A 21,274-nucleotide genomic window follows, 5' to 3' on the forward strand; every position below is an offset into this window, starting at 1 on the left:
GCGAGACCCCGTACCTGGAGCCTCTGGCGTGACGTACCAGTAGCGTCAACACCCTCGGAGGAGAGCACCCACTCGTGAAGCTGGGCATCATCGGGCAGGCAGTCGGGCTGTTCGCCGTGACCAACATCGACGACATCCTGATCCTGGCGTTGTTCTTCGCCCAGGGAGCCGGGCATGCCGGCTCCACTCGCCATATCGTGCTCGGTCGGTACCTGGGCTTCGCCGCGATCCTCGGCGTGGCGGTGGCCGCCGCATTCGGGGCCACCTTCCTGCCCGAGGCCGCCATCCCCTACCTCGGTCTGCTCCCGCTCACGCTGGGCCTCAAAGCCGTCTGGCAGGCATGGAAGGACCATCGCAAAGGCGGGGAGGGCGAAAGGGAGGAGCAGGCGCCGCAGGGCGGGCCAAGCCCCCTGGAGGTCGCCGCGATCACCTTCGCCAACGGGGGCGACAACATCGGCGTCTACGTGCCCGTCTTCGCCACCGCCGGCACCGGCTGGCCGGGTGACTCGATCTGGAAGCAGCCCAGGGTCTCGGACCGGCGGATCAGCTCGAACGTCCTCTGATCGTTGAGGTCCATGCTGCCGGCCGCGCTTCAGGACGGCCGACTGTTCGCCATGCCCGGAAGCCTGCTCCCCGCGATGACGGACGGCCAGGTGCCGCCGCTCTCGACAGCTCGCCGGAGCCCCGTGGGAGCGGGACAGCTCGCGCGGTGGACGCGGCCGAGGAATAGAATGGTGCCGAACGATCAAGGGGGCAGGGGGGTCGGACAGGGCAGGTGCCGGTATGGGCGAGTCCAGGACGAGGTGCGGTCAGTGTGGGGTCGAGGCCCCGCCCGCCGCCCGGTTCTGCCCCGGCTGCGGCAGAACCCTCCTCGGCGTCCCGGATGAGCCGCCCCCAGGAAGCTCCGCACAGGACGGCAGTTGGAACCCGGACCCCGGACCCGCGGATGGGGGGCGCCCGCCACCCCCGGACCACCCGCCCCGCCACGAGGACCCGCAGCGCCGCGAGGACCTTCCGCGCCAACTGGTGGTACCGGCCGGGCACATGGTCGAGGGACAGGTACGCAATCTCCAAGTGCGTAACGAGCAGCGCGGGCAATCGGATTACGAGTCGGTGTGGACCTTCCGCCTGGAGCGCTACGACGCCGCGGGACAGCGGGTGACGCTCGTCCCGGTCGAGATGCGCGGCACCTCCTTCGAGGGCGGGCTCGGCGAAGGCGACTGGGTGCGTGCCCACGGCACGTTGAAAGCCGGAACCTTCCGCGTCAAGCGGGTCGAGAACGAGACCACCGGCGCGGTCGTCACCGCCAAGGGGATCCCGAAGGCCCTCCTCGTCATCGCCGGTGTCTTCATCGCCGCCATCGTGTTGTGGATGGCCTACATCGCCTTCCAGCTCATCACCGCGCCCACGGGGCCGCCGCCAGACTGGCTGCCGTCGGACTTTCCCACCTGACCGCGCTCGGAGACGTACAGGGACATCGACCATGGGGATCGAAGAACTCACCGCCGAGGACGTTGACCACCTCCAGCGCGCGGATTTCGAGCCTCCTCGACCCGGCCCCGGAGCCGTCTTCACCGAGGCCCCCGCGGAGCTGCGTGACCTCATGCGCGTAGACGGCATCGGGCGGCTGCACAAGGGCGCAACCGTGCGCCCCGACCCACAGGTAAGCGGCATCGACGGTGCCGCTGCCGCACCCCCCACCCGAGACCTGCTGGTCAGCCTCTACCAGTGCAAGGTCCCCCTCGCGTTCGAGATCGGCGGGGAGTCCGGCCGCGCCCGCATCCGCTTCGGGACCTGGCTGCCCGCCGGGGGCATCCCGGCGGTCGTCCCGCGCAACCGCCGCCTCCTGGAGACCGCGTTGCGCACCCTGTACCCCGTCCTCGACCTATCCAACTGCGGCCCCGGCAGTGACGATGCCGCCGAGCCGACGACACCCAGCGGCCCGTGGGCGCGCGGCGGACTCGCCCTCGGCGTCCCGACCTCCAAACCCCCGGACGAAAACGACGGCGTCCGCCAGGTCGACCGGCTCTTGCGCGCACTCGGGCAGGTCCGCTGGTCAGCGCTAGTACTCGCCCAGCCCGTCGGCGAGGCGCTGGTACGCAACCTCAAACTGCAGGTCATCAACCAGATGCGGAGGGCCCAGACCGCCGCGAAACTGGGCGGGGCACCGAGCCCTCTCGCTGACCACTACGTCGATCTACTCACCGCCCAGCTGAAGAGCCTCGGTGACGCCCAGGGCACGGGAGCCTGGCGCACAGCCGTGTACCTCCTGGGCGACGAGGAGAGCTACCCGCAAGTCGCCAGCCTGTGGCGGGGGCTGTTCTCCGGCGAGCGCTCCTTGCCCGAGCCGGTGCGGGTCTGGGACCGGGAAGAGGTGCCAGCGCTCACCCAGGCCTGGGCGCTGCCCGACCCGGAACCGTCGGCCGACACGACCTCGAGCCGGTACCGCCACCCCTTCCAGCACCAGTCGCTGCTCAGCTCCGCGCAACTCGCGGCCTACGTGCACCTGCCGACCGTGGAGACCAACGGGTTCGCGATCACGGAGGTACCCGACTTCGACACCGTGCCCCCTCCTGTGAACACCGACTCGCTGCTCCTCGGATCCGTGGTGGAACGACGGCGCGTCACCACCGTCCCCTACGGCATCCGTGCCTCCCAGCTGACCCGTCACGCCTTCGTCACCGGCGTCACCGGCTCCGGCAAGACCAACACGGTCTTCCACCTGCTGCGCCTCGCCGCCCGGCTCGACATCCCCTTCCTGGTCCTCGAACCCGCCAAGACGGAGTATCGGGTGCTGCTCCGCGACGAGGAACTGGGCAGCCGGCTCCAGGTGTTCACCCTCGGGAACGAAACAGTCTCGCCGCTGCGCCTGAACCCCTTCGAAGTCCCCGAAGGGGTTCCCGTAGCGGTGCACCTGGACCTGCTCCGCTCGGTCTTCCAGGTGAGTTTCGGCATGTGGACCCCGCTGCCCCAGGTGCTGGAGGCGTCCCTCCACGAGGTGTACGCCGACCGGGGCTGGGACATCACCGCCGGAACCAACCGTCGACTGGCCGCCGACGACAACCGCTCCCTCGCCTTCCCCACCCTCACCGACCTCGTACGCAAGGTGGAGGAACTGGTCCCCCGCCTCGGCTACGAGGAGCGGGTCACCAGCGACCTGAGGGCGGCACTGCGGACCCGCCTGAACAGCCTCCGGACCGGAGGGAAGGGCCGGATGCTGGACGCCGGACGCCCCTTGTCGATGGACGAGCTCCTCGCACGCCCCACCGTTCTGGAGCTGGAAGGAATGGGGGACGACGACGACAAGGCCTTCATGATGGGCCTGCTGCTCATCCGCCTCGCCGAACACCGCCGCGTCCAGGGTGACGTCGAGGGACTCCGGCACCTGCTGGTGGTCGAGGAGGCGCACCGACTCCTCGCCGGAGCCTCGGCGGGTGGCAGGCGGGGCGAGGAGGCCGAGTCGGACGTGCGAGGCAAGGCCGTGGAGACCTTCACCCACATGCTGTCCGAGATCCGTGCGTACGGGCAGGGCGTCGTGGTCGTCGATCAGGTCCCGACCAAGCTCGCGTCCGACGTCCTGAAGAACACCAACCTCAAAGTGGTGCACCGGATCGTCGCCGGCGACGACCGGGACCTGCTGGGAGCGAGCATGGCGATGACGCCGGCGCAGAGCCTGGCCCTGGCCACCCTGCCCATCGGTCGCGCAGCGGTCTTCACCGACGGTGAGGACGCCCCGCTGCTGATCCAAATGCCACGGTCCAAGGGCGGGTCGGGGGCCTGGCCGTCGCACCCTGAGGTGCGCGAGCACATGGCCTCGCACCCCGCCCACAGAGCGCAGTCCGAATTGCTGTCGGCGTCGGTGGCATGCGACCACCGATGTCTCGCCTCGGCGCCCGCTTGCGCGGGGGCACGGGCCGCCCTACTGGTACCCGCGGTGGTGCGGGCGCTGCGGCGGGTTGCACTATCGGCCGTCCTGAACCAGAACGGTCTGCAACGCGCCTGGCGGGACGTGGAGGCCATTGTCGAGCCGAGCCGACCCCGTGACCTGGACCGTCAGGCATTTCTCGGTTGTCTGGCCCGGCATGGCGCATGGCACCTCGCAGACGTTCGTGGCGCGAGAGCGGGGTGGACGTACGCCGAGGTCAGGGAAGTCGCGGAACTGCTCGACGCGGCGCTGACGGGACACCTGGCGGGCGGGCCGACCTCGGACGAGGTAGCCAGGCTGCGACTCGTGCTGCTCGCCCTGCAAGGCGGCGGGCCGGGCCCCTTCCAGGGCTGCGCCCGAATCTGGGCCGACAGGCCCGGGCCCTGCCTGTGCGCCGTGCCGGTGGCCGAACTGGTAGCGGAGGGAGGCTTCGCGGGGGTGTGGGGGGAGGCCCGCGAGGCGGACCGGACGTCGCCGGACGGGCGCCCTGCCGCCACCTGGGACCTCTGCCGCGACGCCGCCTACCAGCTGGTGGAGTTGCCCGAGGAGGACGCACCACCGGACCTGATGGAGCAGTTGCGCGGGACGGCCGACCGCACGGCCCTGTGCTTCGCGCAGCAGATGCTCGCCACCGAGAAGTGGGCCCACCCGGGGAGGGACCGACGAGCGCTCACACAGCTGCTGGCCCTGGCCGAACGCACTGAGGAGCGTGGGCCATGACGAAGGACAAGTCGTCGTCGAAAGACGATCCGAAAGACAAAGACAAAGACAAGGACAAGGACCGCAGCATGCGCGGCATCGACACCCGAATGTCTAGCGGCGAATCCTCCAAAGGCCCCTCCAGTTCGGACGCGGGCAAGCACGGCACCAGCAGTGACTCGTCCTACTCCGGCTACAACGGAGCCGGAGATTACAGCTCGAAGAGCGAGACGAAAACCGGGGACGGTGGCACGGATAAGACAACCACCACCCAGAAACAGGACGGTACGGTCGTCAACTCCACGGATCACTTCGACGCCGACGGCAAGTTCACCGGTTCGACTACGGTCACCCAGTCGACGGATGTGGGCCGGGGGACGGTCACAACGGACTCGGTGAACAAGGACGCCAACGGCAAGGTGACCAGCACGGAGCACAACGTGGCCGAGCGGGCGTCGGACGGGACCTGGACCGACACCCGCACCGAAAGGGACTACAAGGACGGGAAGGTGACGGGCACGGAGACAACCATCACGACGTCCAGACCCGACGGCACGCGCACGGAAGACAAGGTGCGCGAGGACGCCAACGGCAAGGTCACCAGCACCGACCACGCCGTATCCCACCAGGGCAAGGACGGCTGGCACGAGACCCGCACCGAAACCCGCTACCACAACGACAAGGTCACCGGAAGCGACACGACCAAGACGACGCTGACGAACGACGGAAGGCGCATCGAGAACACGGTGACCAAAGGCGCCGACGGAAAAATCAATAGCAAGGAGCACGTCGAATCGCACACGACGAAGGACGGCCGGACCGAGACACGCACGGAAACCAACATCCACAACGGGCACAAGACCAGCAGCGAAACGAAGACGACGACGGATCACAACGACGGAAGGCACCACGAGACAACAGTCAGCAAGGACGCACACGGTCACGTCACGGGAAGCATCGAGAGGACGACCACGCCCACCCAGGACGGCAGGACCACGGAAAACACGGCCAGGGACGCCGCTGGCGATGTCACTCGGTCCAGCACCGTGACGGAACATAACGGGCCCGACGGATCCAAGACCACGGACGTCACGACCAAGGACAGCCACGGCAGCGTCACATCCACCTCCCACACGTCGGAGAGACACTCACCGGACGGAACAAAGACCACCGACGTCACGACCAAAGACGGCCATGACCGCGTGACGGACATCAGACACACGGAGGTCAGCCCCAACGGCTCGGTGAAGAACGACTGGCACCGTCATGTGGACCCGGACACCGGCAAGGCGACCGAGACGCACACCCCCCGCGGAGGCTCAAACTGACTCCCCGACCACCCCACCACCTGGCCCGTCATCGGCTGGACCGACCGGTGTCACACCAGGGGCCTCTTGCGCGCCACGATCGCCGCGTTCGCGCCCGCGGCGTCCAGGGGGAGCACCGTGGTGTCCGTGAAGCCTGCGTCGGCGAGCCACCGGGCGTATTCGCCGTAGGTGTAGTTGTGGCCCGCGCGGGTCTCGACGAGCATGTTGAGACCCATCATGGCCGCCGGCACGGGGCCCGTCTCGTCGTCGTCGAGGACGAGCTCGCAGATGATCACGGCACCGTCGTCGGGAAGCGCCGTCCAGCACTTCTTCAGCAGCCGGCGCCCGGTCGTCTCGTCCCAGTCATGAAGGATCATGCTCAGCAGGATCACGTCATGCCCGGCCGGCAACGGCTCCTCCGTGAGGAAGTCTCCGTCATGGGTGCCGATCGTCCCGGTCATCGCGAGGTCGGCGACCTTTTCCCGGGTCATGGCCGTGATGTGCGGCAGGTCGAGCACGGTGGCCAGCAGGTGCGGGTGCCGGCGGCACAGGCCGACGGGGAAGGCTCCTGTGCCACCGCCGACGTCGAGCACCCGCCGGTGCACGGCGAAGTCGTAGGCCTCCGCGAGGGCTGCGGCGGTGAATGAGGACAGCGTGAACATCGCCTCCCAGAAGCTCGCGAGGATCTCGGGGTCGGTGGTGACGAAGGCCGATTCCTGGCTGTCGGGGTCCCAGGTGGTCGGTCGGTTGGTCCGCAGCGCGTCCTGGAGACGGCCCCAGCCCGGATAGCCGTGCCGGTCGGAGTACTGGACGAACCCGCCGAAGTAGTGCGGGTCCCCTTCAACGAGGAACGCCTCGGCGAGGGGGGCGTTGCGGTACGCGCCGCCGCCTTCGCGCACCAGCAGTCCGAGCGCGGTGCAGCAGGCGAGCAGCATCCGCGTCGGCCGGGGGTGCAGCCCAAGTTCTCGGGTGAGCCGTCCCGCGTCGGCTGTGCCCAGGCGCGCCAAGACCGAGAACAGGCGGAGGTCGACGGCGGCGGCCAGCACCTTGAACCGCCAGAAGCCGGTGGTGAGTTCCATGAGCGGGATGGGCGTGAGCCCGGTCCGCGGGGCTGCCGCCGGGCCGGACTCGGCCGGTGGAGGGTTGTGAGCCGGCGGCTCGGTGGTCAACTGTGTCGTCCCAGCCATCGTTTGACTCCCGTACATGATCGATGAGTGTCCGCAGCACCCCCGATGAGGACTTAAAGTGATGCCGCAATCACCAAGAGTAACCGTTCTGGTTCGGGAGTTACGTGTGACAACCCTTATGGGCTTCGGCAACCGCACTGCCCTGCTGCTGCCGTTGCCCACTGAGCTGCCCCCCGCGGCCGTCCGTGTCGGCGATCGGCTGGCCCGTCTCACGGAAGACGTCGGCGCTCACTACACCGTGGCCATGGGAATCGACGGGCCGGCCGCAGCGGCACGGAAGGAACTGCTGGCCTGGGTGGAAACCCACGGCGAACGAGGACGCCCGGTCGACGCCGAGCCGCCCAACGGCAGCTGCATCCACGACCGCTTCTTCGCCGTACGACGCGCTCGGGGAGACAGCGCCGCCCTCCTCGCCGCTGCGCTCCTGACAAGCGATCTCCTGGTCCGGGACGATCTCGCGCGTAACGGCAGCACGCTCGAGGAGGACGCCGACAACCTGCTGCTGGGCGTCACCCCGTACCTCACCGCCACCGTGGCCCCGCCCGCCAAGCACGTACGGTGGCGGCCCACGGACCCCGGCGCGGCTGCAGAGGAACGGTGGCTCGTCGGACACCAGAGGTTCTTCGTCATGCTCCAACTGCTCGTCATCGCCATGCGCGAACTCGGCGACGCCGGCACAACACACCAGGAGCACGAAAGGGTCCGGTCGTTCGGCTGGCTCTGCCGCAGCACCGCGGTGTCCATGCGCTACGCCGCCGACTTCCCACCCGACCTGTACGGTCCGGTGCGTGACACGATGACCCCGCCGACGGTCAACGCGGGCTTCAGCGGCCTCCAGACCCGGGACCACCACGAACTCGTCAACTGCATGCGCCAGTCGAAGCGTGACGGCGTCTTCGACCGGCTCGCCCCGTCCTCCCTCGCCGCCGTCCATGCCGCCATGCAGCACCTGTACGACGCACACGGCTGGGTCTGCGCCCGGTTCGGCGGAGCCACCGAACCGAGCCTGCTGATGGCGCAGACGGGGCAGGAGTCCGCCGTGACCCCGGAAAGCGGTCTCGCGGCAGCCGAGCGTCTGTCCCGGCAGCGGCTCCGCCATCTCGACACCACACAAACGGACTGACGAAGCATCGGTCCGACACACCCCGCACCCCCGCACGACTCCACCGCGCGTCAGCCCGCCTGCCCGCCGTTGCACGTCACCCAGGAGAGAACACGATGAACACCTCACCGGCGGCCGCGGCCAGGAACGCGGTCCCCGCACCACCGTCCAGTGGCGCGGGGGCCGCGCAGCGCACAGGGGTCTGTGGGCGGTGCGGGGAAACCGGGCGCCCCGGCACGCCGGAGCGGAAAGCCGCCGACGGCAGCGGGCCGGGCGGCTGGACCCGGCCGGAGTCGGGGCGCTTCCGCGCCCGCCGCGTGTCCGGGTCGCTGTACCCGCGCACGCCCGAGGAGGTGGCCGACATCGTGCGCGCGACCGCGGCTCGGGCGGCCGACGGTACGCACACACCGCTCCATCTGGTGAGCACCGGACGCAACTGGGGCCTGGGCTCGGCCAGTCCGGTCCGGGACGGTGTCACCGTCCTGAACCTCTCGGCGCTCGACCGCATCCGCGAGGTCGACACCACGCGGGGCTACGCCGTCGTCGAACCCGGCGTCACCCACGGGGCGCTGGCCGACCGGCTCGCCGGTTCCGCGCGCATCGTGAACCTCACCGGGGCATCGCAGCACACCAGCGTCGTCGGCAACATCCTGGAGCGCGGCGTCGGTCTCCACCGGGTGCGTGCGGACGACCTCGCCGGCCTGGAACTCGTCCTGGCCGACGGAACGTTCGCGCGCACGGGCTGGTGGCCGCAGGACGAGGGCAGCGCCGCGGTCCAGCCGCACGGACGCGGCCCTTCCCTCAACCACCTCTTCACACAGTCCGGCCTGGCGGCCGTCACCGCGGCCGTCGTGCGACTGCCGGCCAGGCCGCAGGCCGTTCGCGTCCTGCCCCTCGTCTTCACCGACGACAGGCTCGCGGCCGCGGTCGACACCGTGCGCGAGTGGACGGCCCAGGGCTTGGCCCCGGCCACCACCAAGATCTACAACCCGCTCGCCGCCGGCACCTACGGGGTCCGCGGCGCGTGGCTCGCCCACATCTGCCTCACCGGCGACGCCGAACTCGTCCGCGTCCGCGAGCGTCTCGTCGCCGAACGTGCCGCCGTGCCCGGCTCCCCCTTCACCATCGCCCCCGCCCATGCCGCCGACACTTACGTGCACCGCGCGTACGCCGGGGACCCCGACCCGGAGGACACCCTCTTCATCCGCAAGACCGGTCACTGCGCCTCCTGCCTGGACAACGCGCGCGGGCTGCTGATGTTCCTGCCGATCGTCCCTCTGGACGGACAGGCCGTGCGGCATGCCGCGGAAATGATCCAGAACTGCCTCCACGGCCGCACCGCGCCTCCGGGCGTCACCATGAACATCCTCGACAGCGACACCGTCGACCACGTCGTCACCCTGGCCTTCGACCCCGGAACCCGGGATGCCGTCCGCGACGCCCATCGCACCCTCGACCAACTGCACACGGCTTTCGGGGCCGAGGGCTATCACCCCTACCGACCGGACATCGACCATCCCTTCCGGCCGTCCGCCACCGCCCTGCACCGGCGACTGGGCGAGGCGCTCGACCCGCACGAGGTGTTCGCTTCCGGCCGCTACTGAGGGCGCTCGTTCACAGGCCGACGGAACGCAGAAGCCAGGTGAGGATTCGGGCCGGTCTGTCAGTCTTCCGGTCGAAGGCGCTGTCGAGCGGCCTCAAGCCGCTGGCGATAGTCGGAGGCGAACAGCTCAGGAAGTGCTTTGTCCAGCGTTCCGGCCATTCGATGGATCGGCGCCCAGACCGCCGGATCGTCGACAACTCGACTGAGATCCGTCATCTGGAGCCTCTCCAGCCAGTGCGACAGCACCAGTGCCTCGTCGCTCGTGAGCTTGATGGTGACCTGGCTATCACTCATGCGCACTTCCTCCGGCTCGGCCCCGCACTCGACCACACGAACCTACTTGTCCGCCGACCTTGACCAAACGCATAGGGTCCCCAGGCAGGGAAGCCCTCGTCGAACGAACCGACATGGGTACCAGCACCGACCGCGCCCTCACCGCCGCCACCAACTGGCTGACCAAACAGACCCCATGCAAGAAGCAGGCCGCGGAGTGCGAGAGCACCGCGGCGCGCACACGCTTCCGAAGCGCTCATGGACGTCTGAGTGTGACCAGTGCCGCTTTGCCGAAGAAGAGATGCGCCGCCTCGTTGTTCTCCGCAGTCCGTTGTGGGCTCAGACCGATCGGAGTGACACCAACCAAGGCGGCTGAGGGTTGGTAATGGAACGTGTTGAGGGCAGCCGCAGTGGCTGTGTACAAGCGGGCACAGGGCGAGAGGTCGCCAGACGCCGTTCCTGCGCCGCCCGGCCTGCCGGCCAAACGAGTGCAACCGTCTGCGGTCGCCAATCCCACCGCACCGTGGCCTCCGAATCCTTGAGGACCCAGGACCGGTCGCGCCTGAGTCCGCCCGTGACGAAAGAGGGCCGGAAGCCCCGTCGGTACAGATCCTCCTTGTCTCTCCACGGGAAGGGAGGCAAGGACGAGGACCGCAGGAAGCGGCCCCACTCTGCTCGCTTCCTGCGGTTCTCAACTACTCGCCGACCGGCGCCACACCGGGGCGTGCCCGTCGGGTGATCTGCAGGCGCAGCGCCAATCCGGCCAGGGGCCTGGGACGGATCATTCATGACGGCAGAACGCTCACCGGGCTTCTGCCGCCTCCTGCACGGTGGACATGGGACGCGCTGGCCGTGCAGAAAAGTGCCGGCCCCGGAACGCCGGCGCCAGGCAGCACAGTGCCGACCTGCCAAGGACTTGGGCACCCGTCGGTGGCATCTTCCGCCGCATCCGCAGTCAGACGACCTCGGACTTCGGGGATCTACCCGGCTTCCCGGGGCGGGGATTGCTCAACCGAATCGGGGCCCGTCGGCCCGATGTGCGGATCAGCAGGCTAGGGGCGTCGGCGCTGGGATTCCTCGTTCTGCCACAGCGCTCCCAGCTCCACCTGCCTCATGGTCAAGCCGGTCTCGTATGCCAGAGCCTCGGGAGAAAGCCCGGTGGGATGTGTCGCCATCACCCGAGCGATCTTCCCCGCCCACAGCTCGGCATCCTCGAACGGACGGCGCCCGTACTGCTCGACCAGCTCCTCAAGATGCTCCGGCGAACACGCCACCACTCTGCGTTTACCGTCCAGCCACGGATCGTGAACATGAATCGCGGACGAATCACGCACCACGGCACTGGGCACCGACTCACCGGGCATCAACACTCCGCACAGACCACACCGCTCAGGCATAACCTCCCCACCGTCACCGGCGTCCGCCTCGCTGTACGTCACCCTTCCTGTCTAACCCCTGGAGCCCACCGCCGCCTCCTGCACGCGAGATCAGGCACCCTGCCCTTCTGCCACCGGGGCTGCCTTCCGGCCCAGGGGTGGCCCGCCGGACAGGAGGGGTGCCACGGCGCGCGAGTCACGGTGATGCTGCATAGCGTGGGAAGGTCAGGGCCCCCGAGGCCGAGGATGCACACGGGGTGGAAGCGTGTGACGCCTGAGCTGGACTACAGGTCGCTGTTTGCGGCGACGCCGAGCCCCTATCTGGTGCTGTCCTCGCCAGGTCTGCTGATCGTCGACGCCAACGAGGCGTACCTGCGGGCGACCGGCCGGACCAGGGAGGACCTGATCGGCCGGCACGTGTTCGACGCGTTCCCGGACAACCCGGCCGACCCGGATGCCGACGGAGTACGGAATCTGAAAGCCTCGCTGGGGCGGGTGCTGGGCGCTGGGGCCACAGATGTGCTGGCGTTGCAGAGGTACGACATCCCCGTCGTCGCACGACCCGGGATGTTCGAGGAGCGCTGGTGGTCGACGGTGAACACGCCCGTTTCTGACCAGAACGGGCAGGTGGTCTGGATCATCCACCGGGTGGAGGACGTGACCGCGTTCGTGCACGACCGCCACGTCCGGAGCCGCACGGCCGGTGGATCGCTGACCGAGCGGGAGGAGGTGATGGAAGCCGAGCTGTATATCCGGGCCCGCGAGCTGCAGCGTCTCAATGAGGAACTGCGTGCGGCACATTCCCGGGAGCGGGAGGTCGCGGTCACGTTGCAGGAAGCAATGCTGCACTCCCCCGACCTTGCCCACCATCAAGACGTGGCGGTCCGGTACCTCCCCGCGATCGGCTCTCTGAACGTGTGCGGGGACTGGTACGACGCCGTTGACCTCGCCGACGGACGGTTCACCGTGGCCGTCGGTGACGTCGTCGGGCACGGCCTGGAGGCCGCCACGGTGATGGGAATGCTCCGCAGCGCGCTCTCCGCGGCGAGCCGGACGGCAACGGGTCCTGCCCAAGCCCTGGAGGTCCTGGGCATGTACGCCCGCTCAGTGGAGGGCGCACTCGCGACCACCGCCGTCACGGTCCTCGTCGACGCCCGGTCGAAACTGCTGGTCTACTCGAGCGCCGGCCACCCTCCGCCGGTACTGCTGCACCGTGACGGAAGGTGCGAACTGCTGGAGAAGGCCACCGATCCGCCACTGGGTGCACGCCCCGAGCACGTGCCGCGCCCGCAGGCCGGGGCCCCCTACCGCAAGGGCGACACCCTGGTCCTGTACACCGACGGGCTGATCGAGCGCCGGGGAGAAGACATCGACGCCAGACTGGATCTGCTCAAGCACGCGCTGAGCGGCATGACCGACTTCACCCCTGGCCAACTGGCGGACGCCCTGCTCGAACAGCTAGGCGTCGCCGGAGGCGGCCAGGACGACATCGCCCTGGTCATCGTCCGCCTCTGATCCCTGAGGCACGTTCGTTGCTGACGCAGCGCCCGACGAGCCTCCCCGGCCGCCTTCCCCGCTCAGCCGGCAGGTGGCGACCCGTCGTCCGCTGCGGACTGGGGGGCGGTGCGGGTGGTGAAGACCCGGGCCAGGCCGGTCATACGGAAGATCCGGTTGACGTGTTCAGGCACGGCGGTGAGGACGAAGGTGGCGTAGGCCGTCAATGCGCGGTTGCGGGCGGCGATGAAGACCGAGACGCCTCTGGAATCGCAGAACGTCAGATGGGCCAGATCGACGACGAGTTGCTGCCTCGGACGCAGGGCAAGGCCTGGCAGCAGGGCGAAAGCCTGCGGTGCGGTGTCGTGGTCCAGTCGTCCCTCGAGCTCGATGACCGGCCCGGCGGGGGTCGTACGGACGTTCACATTCAGGCCGGTCGTCACTTCTCCTCCACGCTGGTGAGCCGCGACTGGTGGGCGAGACGGTGGCTCCACCGTTCACGCTCGTGCTGAAAGGAACCGAGATAGGTGCCAGTCGGCTGCATCGGCATCAAAAACCGTTCCGCTTCTTCACGTGAGTGATTCGGAGCCGATGAGCTGTTGGATCGCTGTCGCGGCCGCGACATTGATTCTGCCGAACGATGCACGACGGAGCCCGCCGGCAGCAGGCGATGAGGAGCGCAGCCGGACCAACCGCCTTGCGGCCGCTGTTCCCGCCGCGGTGATGCGGACGGCGGTCACCGGTGCCGAGGCCGCCGTCCGCTTCAGGTCAGCCCTGGTTCAGCGGCAGGGCGAGGTCGACGACCTGGTGGCCAGCCGGGAAGGCGCCGTAGCCGCTGGCCCGGCCGCTCAGCACATTGACCTTGAACATCCGGTACGAGCCGGACGTCCACAGGGCAGCAAAGCCCTGATTGGTTCCGGTCCGGGGCGAGTAGTAGATGTCGAATCCGGCGGACGGCCCGGCGTTGACTCCGAGGTTGCCGGTGGGGGCGAGGGCGCCGGCATTGGCCGGGGACTGCAGGGAGACACGGTCGTTCACCGTGTCAATGTCGAACAGGCTGGTGGCGGTGGCGGCGTTGAGGTCGTTGTTGGTGTACGCGGCGCCGGTGACCCCCATCGCCGTCGACGGCGGCATGGTCGGGTTGGTCAGCATCCCGTCCACCGTGGTCGTCAGCGGTGCGGCCGGGTCGTCGATGTTGTGACGCAGGTTGAAGACCGGCAGAACACCGGTACCGCGGGTTCTCACCACCACGCGGACGACTTCGGTGACGCGATGCTCCGGCGGCTGCGCCCGATGTCAACGAGACACTCGAGGTCCGCCGATTGCCCCTGGCGCTTCATCCGGCCCGTTTCCGAGCTGAGGTTGCCTCCGACGTGACGCCGGCCGACGGCTTTCGAACCACCAGCCCGCTCCTCGAACTGGGGACCGGTCAGGTAACGCCCGCCCGGCGCGTGGGCGGCAGCGCCGGCGGCTGCCACCCACGCGGACCTGCCTGCCGGAACGATCAGCTGTTCACGCAGGTGTTGCCGAAGGTCGGGTTGAGCACCGAGAGCAGGCCGATCGAGTTGCCGCACGCGTTGATCGGGATGTGGATCGGGACCTGGATGACGTTGCCGGACAGGACACCCGGGGAGCCGAACGCGAAGCCGTCCGCGTCAGTGTCGGCCGAGGCCACTGAGGCCCCGCCGAGGACCACGGCACCGGAAGCGAGGGCGAGCGCAAAACTCTTCAGAACACGCGACATGCGATGTCTCCTTCATACGACCACCGGCACACCCACGTGCCGTACGGCCCCATCCGGGCCCGCACCCTTCCTTCGTCCGCCGCACAGCATCCGGCTTGGCCGCGGGCAGATCATTCGCTGAAACGGGTGACCGATGCCACCGCCGAATGGCGGGCAACCGAATCAGTCCGTAAGGCCTGTCGCGAGCATCCCGGGCACTGCTGCACTACCGCAGGCGCGGCAACCACGCCGCGACACTGCGGAAGCTCCGGCACAGTGACCTTGCCCGCAGTACAGCGCTCTGACTGCGGGCCACCAACCGACCCCCACCAACGCCCACGGCGGGCGCAGAACCGCAGAGGAAGCGATCGTCGCGGGCGGCAGGGCGGGAACCCGACCAGCGACCCCGGCCAGGTGCCGGCGCCCGCGTGGCGGGGAAGTCAACAAGCAACGAAGACCCTCGTCGAAAGGACAGCTGGGTGTGAGCACTACCCCCGTCGAACGCCCCGTGCCCCGCCGAGGTCAGCTACAGGGTGCTCCGCGCGGCGGCAGCCGGGCACCGCTGATCAAACGGACGGGGAGGAGAACCTGGGGTGCGGCCCAGGCGTGGTTCGACACCTACGGAACACTCGCCGGCCCGGTCACCGCCGCGGTCCTGGACCGGCCGGTGGGCCAGTGGCTCGCCAACGCGCGCAAGACCAGCTCGACGTCGTATCCGAACTCAGGACGCGTTGACGGCGTTCCCCGACGCCGTCTTGCCCTTACTGCGGTCGACGACGGCGATCACCTCGACCGGCGCGCTGTGCAGCGCGACCCAGCCGTCCTCGGGAGCATCGGACCCCTTGGTGAGGTACTTGGCCTTAATGCGGACGACCACGACGCCTCGCGGTCCCTGTCGGCTGAACTGCCGTGCCGTGTATCTCGCGGTCGTGAATTCCGGGTAGCGCCTGCCCTTCGTGGCCTGCGCCGCGGCTTGTTCGACAGTGGGCGCGGGGGTGGCCGTGTCCGAGGCCAGGCCGCCGGCCGAACTCTGCTGCTGCATCGCCCGGATCCTGTCCATGTCGTCACCCCGGTACAGGGTGACCACCGTCTCGCCGCCGGCCGCGACCGCGGCCTCCACGGCACTTTCGGACGTGGGGGCCGGCAGCTGCTTCTCCTGGGCGCTGAGGTCGTCCTCCGAGCTGTAGTCGGAGTCGCTCTCGGTGAGGGTCGTCGGGTTAGTGGCCAGCTCCACGCGCTGCACGGAGGCCGCACCCGGCGCCGCCACAGGCCCGGTCTCGTCCCGCATGGCCGGCAGTGCGGGCACCGGGCCCGTCATCACCTGCCGGGCGGTGTCCTCCGCCTGACGTTCGGCCCAGTCCGAGGGGTCAGAGACGCGCAGGCCCGAGCCGTTGTCCGTACCCGGCACGACACCTTGGCTCTGCTGGATGACATGGGTCAGCTCATGGGCGAGGGTGTGCTTGTCCTGGCCGTCCCACACCACGTGAGAGCCGGAGGTGTAGGCCTTCGCGCCGATCTCCGTCGCCGAGTCCATGGCCGCGGCGTCGGAGTGGACACGCACCTCGCCGAAATCGGCACCCCCGTGCCGGGCCTCCATCTCCTCGCGCACCGGTGCGTCCAGCGGCCGCCCCGACGAACGCAGCACCTCGTGCACGGCCGACCGGCGCTGCACGACCTGGTCGTGGCCGCAGCCCGCCGCGTGCACGTGCCGCTCCTCCTCCACGGCACGGCTCACGGCCGCGTTGCCCGCCGAACGCTGAAGTGCCAGCATCCGCTGAGCCGTGATGGGCACGGCGGCACGGCGGTCCTTGTCCTGTTCGGCGGCCCGCCGGTCCGGTGTTCGGTGTGCACGCACGACGATCCCCTTCACTCCAGACGAATGATCTTCCAGACTTACCGGAACACACACGGCGGCGGAAGGTCCATGGGGGCAACCTCGGGGGCAGCCGGTGAACTGCCCTCACGGTCACCGTGATGCCCCCGAGCGGGCACCGGGAGGCCAGTTCCAGGGATCGCTGCACGCGCGGGATTCGCCGACAACGGCGGCGAACGCGATTGCGGTCGACTGCCCCCGACCCAGGTGGACACACCGGTCAGGTCGTCCCGATCGACGACAAACAGAGCCTCGGCGCCCAACTGCCTCACCGACTTGGTCCTCAAGTGGGTGTAGGAGGAGCGTCGAGTGGGCCACGGGGATGACCTTCCGGTCGTGACCACGGTCCCGCTGTGACAGCCTGAAAGCCATCCAGGCGGCCGCCCACGCTGCCTGGAAGTCCACCTGACCTGGGGCCGGTGGCCTCCCAACCGTGACGGACGGCAGCGCGTACAGCGTCGAGTCGCGAGCGGCAGCCGCCCCGAACCTCCTGAGGCGCTGGCCCGCCGGCCTCGGGACCACCTGCACACTCCCCGAGGCCTGGTGGAGGCTGGGTGACGACGCCCGCCTGCACGATGTAGCCGACGGCGATAAGGACACCCCGATCTGGGCCGACCGCCTCGGAATCGACCTCCACCGCACCGCGACAAGCCGGCGCCTTCCATCGCGCACCGTGCATCCGAAACACCGGGGACAGACAGAAGTATCGGAGAGGCATCACGTGGTGGTCCGGGAGGTGGCGGCAATGCGCGATGAGAGTTCGCAGTGGGAATCCGTGTGGGACTACCCGCGCCCTCCGCTTGTAGTGGAGGACGCCCGCCGCGTCCTGGTCGAGTTCGACGGCCGGATCGTGGCGGACACCGCTGCCAGCCTGCGTGTGCTGGAAACGAGCCACCCGCCGGTCTTCTACATTCCGCCTGCCGACATCGACCTGAGCCTGCTTTTCCCCACACCGCGCACCTCATGGTGCGAGTGGAAGGGCCGGGCGAGCTACTGGGACGTCGCGCTGGGAGATCAGCTGGCACAAGAGGCTGCATGGAGCTATGAGCAACCCAGCCCTCAGTTCGAGCAACTGGCTTCATACGTGGCCTTCTATCCGCAGCGTCTTGGACCGTGCACGGTGGGCGGAGAGACCGTGCGCTCGCAGCCGGGCGACTTCTACGGTGGCTGGATCACTTCCGAGATCACCGGGCCCTTCAAAGGAGGCGCCGGCACCGCCACGTGGTAGGCAGCGCGGCCCACCAGCGCTCTACGTACCACTCAAGGAGCACGCCGGCGATCCGTGCACTGTCGCTCATCTGTTCACTGTCGGCCGCGGACAGGTGAAGTTTGGGGGCACTCCCATCGGCCGGTGTCCGGCGCATCCGCCGGGGGTCAGCACGCGGAACTATCGGGCAGAAGACGAGTGCGGCCGCGCTGCCCTGGTGATCGGAGTGGGACGTGGATATCGATGGCGCGCGTGTGCTGGTGGCCGGAGCCACCGGAGTCCTCGGCAGCGTTCTCACCGCGGAACTCGCCCGCCGTGGAGCCCGTCCGGCGCTTGCGGCAAGGGATTCGGCCCGCCTCGCCCAGGTCGCCCGGGCGTACGCGGGTGCACCGACCGTCGTGTTCGACGCGTACGATCCCGGGTCCTGCGCTCGCGCCGTGCATGACGCGGCTGCCCGCCTGGGTGGGCTGGACGCGGTCATCACCGTCTTCGGATCGGTCGCCTTCGGCCGAGCGACGGAGGTCGGTGACGAGGTCGCGGAGCATCTGATGGCGGTCAACGTTCTCGCGCCTGCCGCCTTCTTCCGTGCCGCGCTCCCCATCATGGAACCCGGTTCTGCGCTGGTGGCGTTCACCGGCGTGGTCGCCGAGCGGCCGCAGGCGGGAATGGCCGACTACAGCGCCTCGAAAGCCGCGCTGAGTGCATGGCTGACGGCCGTGCGACGCGAGGCACGGACCACAGGCATCCGGGTCCTGGACGTCCGGCCCGGACACCTCGACACCGGCTTCGCCGACCGGCCCATCGCCGGAGTAGCCCCGCCGATGCCCGCGGCACACGACGCGACCCAAACCGTAGGCATCGTCATCGACGCGATCGCGGAGGACGCCGAGTTGCTGCACACATCCTCCGACGGAACACTCATCGCCGAACAGCGCGCCCGGTGAGCCGACGTCCCCGCGCCCACCTACCGATGGATCCACTGGCCCCCGCATCACAGCCGTGGCTGCCCCCGGGTAGGCCGCCATGCGGGACATGACCCCAAACCGTGTGCCAGAACGGAGAATCCGCAGGCACAGCTCTCCAAGTGCACTCTGTGTCCGCGGCATAGCGGATCGCAGCACGACCTCGCGCCACGGGTCGTGCGTTGTTGGGTCCCGAGGAGGAAACCGCACGTGAGCACCCCGGCCCGCGGATCAGTCGACGAACCCGACTACGTCCCCGACCCGAACCGCTGGCGAGCGCTCGCCGTATGCCTGATGGCCGGGTTCATCACGCTGCTGGACGTGTCCATCGTCAACGTCGCCCTCCCGTCCATCCGCGAAGGGCTCGGTGCGAGCGCGAGCGACATCCAGTGGATCGTGGCCGGCTACTCGCTCGCCTACGGCCTCCTGCTCGTGCCCGCCGGACGACTCGGGGACGCCCGCGGCCGACGGCTGCTGTTCATGACGGGCCTGACCTTGTTCGCGTTGGCCAGCGCGCTGTGCGGGGCCGCGCTCAATGCGGGCTGGCTGGTGGTGGCACGGCTGCTGCAGGGCCTGGCCGGCGGGCTGGTCTCACCACAGGTCTCGGCGCTGATCCAGCAGATGTTCCGGGGTGCGGAACGCGGCAGGGCCTTTGGAGCCTTCGGCTCGGCCATCGCCCTGTCAACGGCCATCGGCCCCGTCCTGGGCGGGGCGATCATCGCACTCTTCGGCCCGGAACACGGGTGGCGGTGGATCTTCTTCGTCAACCTGCCGGTGTGCGTGATCGCGCTCGTGCTGGCGCGGCGCTTCCTGCCGGGGCCCGAGCACCGCGGCCGGCCTTGCGCCCGTGACCTGGACCCGGTGGGGGTGCTCCTGCTGGGGGCGGGCGTTGCGCTGCTCCTGCTGCCGCTGGTGCAGCAGGGGCAGTGGGAGGGGGCAGCCAAGTGGCTGCTCGTCCCGGTCGCACTGGCGCTGCTCGCGGCGTTCGGCGCCTGGGAGCTGCGGCACGCCCGGCACGCGCAGCCGCTGTTCGACGTGACGCTGTTCCGCGTGCGCTCCTACAGTTTCGGCGCGTTGCTGATGCTGCTGTACTTCGCCGGGTTCACCTCGATCTTCTTCGTGTTCACGCTGTACTTCCAGACCGGGCTGGGTTATAGCCCTCTGCAGGCGGGGCTGGCCATCACGCCGTTTGCGGTGGGCTCGGCGCTCGCGGCGGCGGTCAGCGGACGGCTTGTCGCGCGGTACGGGCGGAGCCTTGTGGTGTGCGCCCTGGCGCTGGTGGCGCTCGGAATGGGCTTGGTGGTCGTTGCCGTCCTGGTGGTGCCGGGGGAACACGCAGGGTGGGCTGTCGCGGCGCCGCTGATGCTGGCAGGGGCCGGCGGCGGCGCGGTCATTGCCCCGAACCAGACGCTGGCGCTCGCATTGATCCCGCCGGCCCAGGGCGGCAGTGCGGCCGGCGTGCTGCAGACGGGGCAGCGCATCGGGTCGGCTCTGGGCATTGCCGCCGCGGGCGCAGTCTTCTTCGCCCACCTGGCCGGCAGCGGCGGTGACTACGCCGGGTCGTTCCGCTTCAGCATGAGCGTCTCGATCGCGTTCGTCGTCGGCGCCCTCGCCATCGCCGTCGCCGACCTGTTCGACCGTTCTCAGTAAGTTCCAACAACTCGCACACACCCATGGCGCCGCAACGAGACGGGCAGAGGCCGGAGAGCTGTGCCACCATCATCAACGCGCAAGCCGTGAGGGCGCCATCGATAGCCGTGTCTGCCACTGACGGTCGCGATCACTCCGGCCGGCCCGCACGCGGCTGCCACGGCCAACGAGATCCTGTTCCTCCGGAGCTTCATACCAGGCGCGGTAGAGCCTCGGCGGCCCCACCGCGCGGCAGCATGCCGCCGAGGCGATGACGAGTCGGCATCTACGACAGACACTGAGTGTGCATGGACGCGGTATATAGGCTGGCCACGTGGCAGCGACAGGGAAGAAGGCGGCGCCGGCCGACGAGCAGGGCGTCCAGGGTTTCGAGCTCAAGGCATTCGCCGTTCAACTGCGGCGCCTGACGGGCGAGATCAACAGGTTCGCCCACGAGTTCGCCGCGGATCAGGGCCTGCATACCACGGACGTCCAGGCTCTGGGCGCGATCATGGATGCGCAGGCTCCGCTGACTCCCGGCCGCCTGGGCGAGCATCTCGGCCTCACGTCCGGTGCGGTGACCGCTTGCCTCGACCGGCTGGAGCGGGCCGGCCACATTCGCCGGGTCCGGGAGAGTCCGGACCGGCGCGTCGTGCATCTTCACTACCTGCCCGAAGCCCGGACGACGGCGCGGGCGCACTTCCTGCCACTGGCCGAGGCGACCGCGCGGGCCCAGGAAGGCTTCACCCCCGACGAACTGGTCAGTGCCCTGCGCCTCCTGCGTGCCGTGAGTGACGAGCTCGAAAGCCTCAACAAGGGGCACTGACCCGTGCCGTCGGCGGTGGCGGCCGGCGGAATCCTCCAGGAAAAGACGCCTGCATCCGCATCCGGATTGGACCGGCCGACAGAACACT

At 69.3% G+C, this 21,274-nt stretch carries 17 protein-coding genes and 2 pseudogenes; 11 read left to right on the forward strand and 8 right to left on the reverse strand.

Going from position 1 to position 21,274, the window contains the following annotated elements:
* Window positions 1–74: 74 nt before the first annotated feature.
* Window positions 75–488 (forward strand): annotated as a pseudogene (locus ACFWU3_RS26800) (cadmium resistance transporter); the annotation flags it as partial.
* On the opposite strand, the gene ACFWU3_RS26805 reads toward ACFWU3_RS26800, so the two are convergent.
* Window positions 461–577 carry a hypothetical protein gene (locus ACFWU3_RS26805; protein WP_384442627.1) on the reverse strand — a complete coding sequence of 39 codons (117 nt, stop codon included), beginning with the start codon at window positions 575–577 and terminating at the stop codon, window positions 461–463. The pseudogene ACFWU3_RS26800 and the gene ACFWU3_RS26805 overlap by 28 nt on opposite strands.
* Window positions 578–1,074: 497 nt before the next feature.
* On the opposite strand from ACFWU3_RS26805, the gene ACFWU3_RS26810 reads away from it, so the two are divergent.
* The 3 genes from ACFWU3_RS26810 to ACFWU3_RS26820 are packed head-to-tail and all read left to right on the forward strand — an operon-like array spanning window position 1,075 to window position 5,952.
* Window positions 1,075–1,452: a hypothetical protein gene (locus ACFWU3_RS26810; protein WP_384442630.1), complete on the forward strand. Its 378-nt coding sequence runs from the start codon at window positions 1,075–1,077 to the stop codon at window positions 1,450–1,452.
* Window positions 1,453–1,483: 31 nt separating this feature from the next.
* Window positions 1,484–4,645, forward strand: coding sequence for an ATP-binding protein (locus ACFWU3_RS26815; protein ID WP_384442633.1), 3,162 nt, complete (start codon window positions 1,484–1,486; stop codon window positions 4,643–4,645).
* On the forward strand, window positions 4,642–5,952 hold the full coding sequence (locus ACFWU3_RS26820; protein WP_384442636.1) for a hypothetical protein: 1,311 nt from the start codon (window positions 4,642–4,644) through the stop codon (window positions 5,950–5,952). The genes ACFWU3_RS26815 and ACFWU3_RS26820 overlap by 4 nt, the downstream gene beginning before the upstream one ends.
* Window positions 5,953–6,002: 50 nt before the next feature.
* Here ACFWU3_RS26820 and ACFWU3_RS26825 read toward each other — a convergent pair whose 3' ends face one another.
* The gene (locus tag ACFWU3_RS26825; RefSeq protein WP_384442639.1) at window positions 6,003–7,118 is read right to left on the reverse strand and encodes a methyltransferase; all 1,116 of its coding nucleotides are present in this window, start codon (window positions 7,116–7,118) and stop codon (window positions 6,003–6,005) included.
* 106 nt (window positions 7,119–7,224) lie between these two features.
* On the opposite strand from ACFWU3_RS26825, the gene ACFWU3_RS26830 reads away from it, so the two are divergent.
* Both ACFWU3_RS26830 and ACFWU3_RS26835 read left to right on the forward strand, forming a co-directional pair.
* On the forward strand, window positions 7,225–8,241 hold the full coding sequence (locus ACFWU3_RS26830; protein WP_384442642.1) for a hypothetical protein: 1,017 nt from the start codon (window positions 7,225–7,227) through the stop codon (window positions 8,239–8,241).
* A gap of 95 nt (window positions 8,242–8,336) precedes the next feature.
* Window positions 8,337–9,824 (forward strand): FAD-binding oxidoreductase, encoded by a 1,488-nt coding sequence (locus tag ACFWU3_RS26835; RefSeq protein WP_384442645.1) that lies wholly within the window; start codon window positions 8,337–8,339, stop codon window positions 9,822–9,824.
* A 59-nt stretch (window positions 9,825–9,883) separates the two neighbouring features.
* On the opposite strand, the gene ACFWU3_RS26840 is transcribed toward ACFWU3_RS26835, so the two are convergent.
* Both ACFWU3_RS26840 and ACFWU3_RS26845 read right to left on the reverse strand, forming a co-directional pair.
* Complete coding sequence (locus ACFWU3_RS26840; RefSeq protein ID WP_384442648.1) at window positions 9,884–10,117, reverse strand: hypothetical protein; 234 nt, start codon at window positions 10,115–10,117, stop codon at window positions 9,884–9,886.
* Window positions 10,118–11,148: 1,031 nt separating this feature from the next.
* The gene (locus ACFWU3_RS26845) at window positions 11,149–11,535 is read right to left on the reverse strand and encodes a hypothetical protein (protein WP_384442651.1); all 387 of its coding nucleotides are present in this window, start codon (window positions 11,533–11,535) and stop codon (window positions 11,149–11,151) included.
* A 204-nt stretch (window positions 11,536–11,739) separates the two neighbouring features.
* Here ACFWU3_RS26845 and ACFWU3_RS26850 point away from each other — a divergent pair, with 204 nt between their 5' ends.
* Window positions 11,740–12,987, forward strand: coding sequence for a PP2C family protein-serine/threonine phosphatase (locus ACFWU3_RS26850; protein WP_384442654.1), 1,248 nt, complete (start codon window positions 11,740–11,742; stop codon window positions 12,985–12,987).
* Window positions 12,988–13,049: 62 nt separating this feature from the next.
* Here the strand turns inward: ACFWU3_RS26850 and ACFWU3_RS26855 are convergent, their stop codons facing one another.
* From ACFWU3_RS26855 to ACFWU3_RS26870, 4 genes and pseudogenes are all read right to left on the reverse strand, one after another.
* Window positions 13,050–13,409 carry an STAS domain-containing protein gene (locus ACFWU3_RS26855; RefSeq protein ID WP_384442657.1) on the reverse strand — a complete coding sequence of 120 codons (360 nt, stop codon included), beginning with the start codon at window positions 13,407–13,409 and terminating at the stop codon, window positions 13,050–13,052.
* A gap of 325 nt (window positions 13,410–13,734) precedes the next feature.
* Window positions 13,735–14,175 (reverse strand): annotated as a pseudogene (locus ACFWU3_RS26860) (DUF4394 domain-containing protein); the annotation flags it as partial.
* Window positions 14,176–14,470: 295 nt separating this feature from the next.
* Window positions 14,471–14,710 (reverse strand): chaplin, encoded by a 240-nt coding sequence (locus ACFWU3_RS26865; protein ID WP_384442660.1) that lies wholly within the window; start codon window positions 14,708–14,710, stop codon window positions 14,471–14,473.
* A 700-nt stretch (window positions 14,711–15,410) separates the two neighbouring features.
* On the reverse strand, window positions 15,411–16,544 hold the full coding sequence (locus tag ACFWU3_RS26870) for a DUF4765 family protein (RefSeq protein WP_384442663.1): 1,134 nt from the start codon (window positions 16,542–16,544) through the stop codon (window positions 15,411–15,413).
* Window positions 16,545–16,995: 451 nt separating this feature from the next.
* Here ACFWU3_RS26870 and ACFWU3_RS26875 point away from each other — a divergent pair, with 451 nt between their 5' ends.
* The 4 genes from ACFWU3_RS26875 to ACFWU3_RS26890 all read left to right on the forward strand — a co-directional run bounded on the left by ACFWU3_RS26875 (window position 16,996) and on the right by ACFWU3_RS26890 (window position 21,186).
* Window positions 16,996–17,790 (forward strand): DUF427 domain-containing protein, encoded by a 795-nt coding sequence (locus tag ACFWU3_RS26875; RefSeq protein ID WP_384442666.1) that lies wholly within the window; start codon window positions 16,996–16,998, stop codon window positions 17,788–17,790.
* 212 nt (window positions 17,791–18,002) lie between these two features.
* On the forward strand, window positions 18,003–18,713 hold the full coding sequence (locus ACFWU3_RS26880) for an SDR family NAD(P)-dependent oxidoreductase (RefSeq protein ID WP_384442669.1): 711 nt from the start codon (window positions 18,003–18,005) through the stop codon (window positions 18,711–18,713).
* A gap of 228 nt (window positions 18,714–18,941) precedes the next feature.
* The gene (locus ACFWU3_RS26885) at window positions 18,942–20,381 is read left to right on the forward strand and encodes an MFS transporter (protein ID WP_384442672.1); all 1,440 of its coding nucleotides are present in this window, start codon (window positions 18,942–18,944) and stop codon (window positions 20,379–20,381) included.
* A gap of 313 nt (window positions 20,382–20,694) precedes the next feature.
* Window positions 20,695–21,186: a MarR family winged helix-turn-helix transcriptional regulator gene (locus tag ACFWU3_RS26890; RefSeq protein ID WP_384442675.1), complete on the forward strand. Its 492-nt coding sequence runs from the start codon at window positions 20,695–20,697 to the stop codon at window positions 21,184–21,186.
* The last annotated feature ends 88 nt before the right edge of the window (window positions 21,187–21,274 follow it).

This window comes from Streptomyces sp. NPDC058685, from assembly GCF_042714725.1.
Classification (GTDB): Bacteria; Actinomycetota; Actinomycetes; order Streptomycetales; family Streptomycetaceae; genus Streptomyces.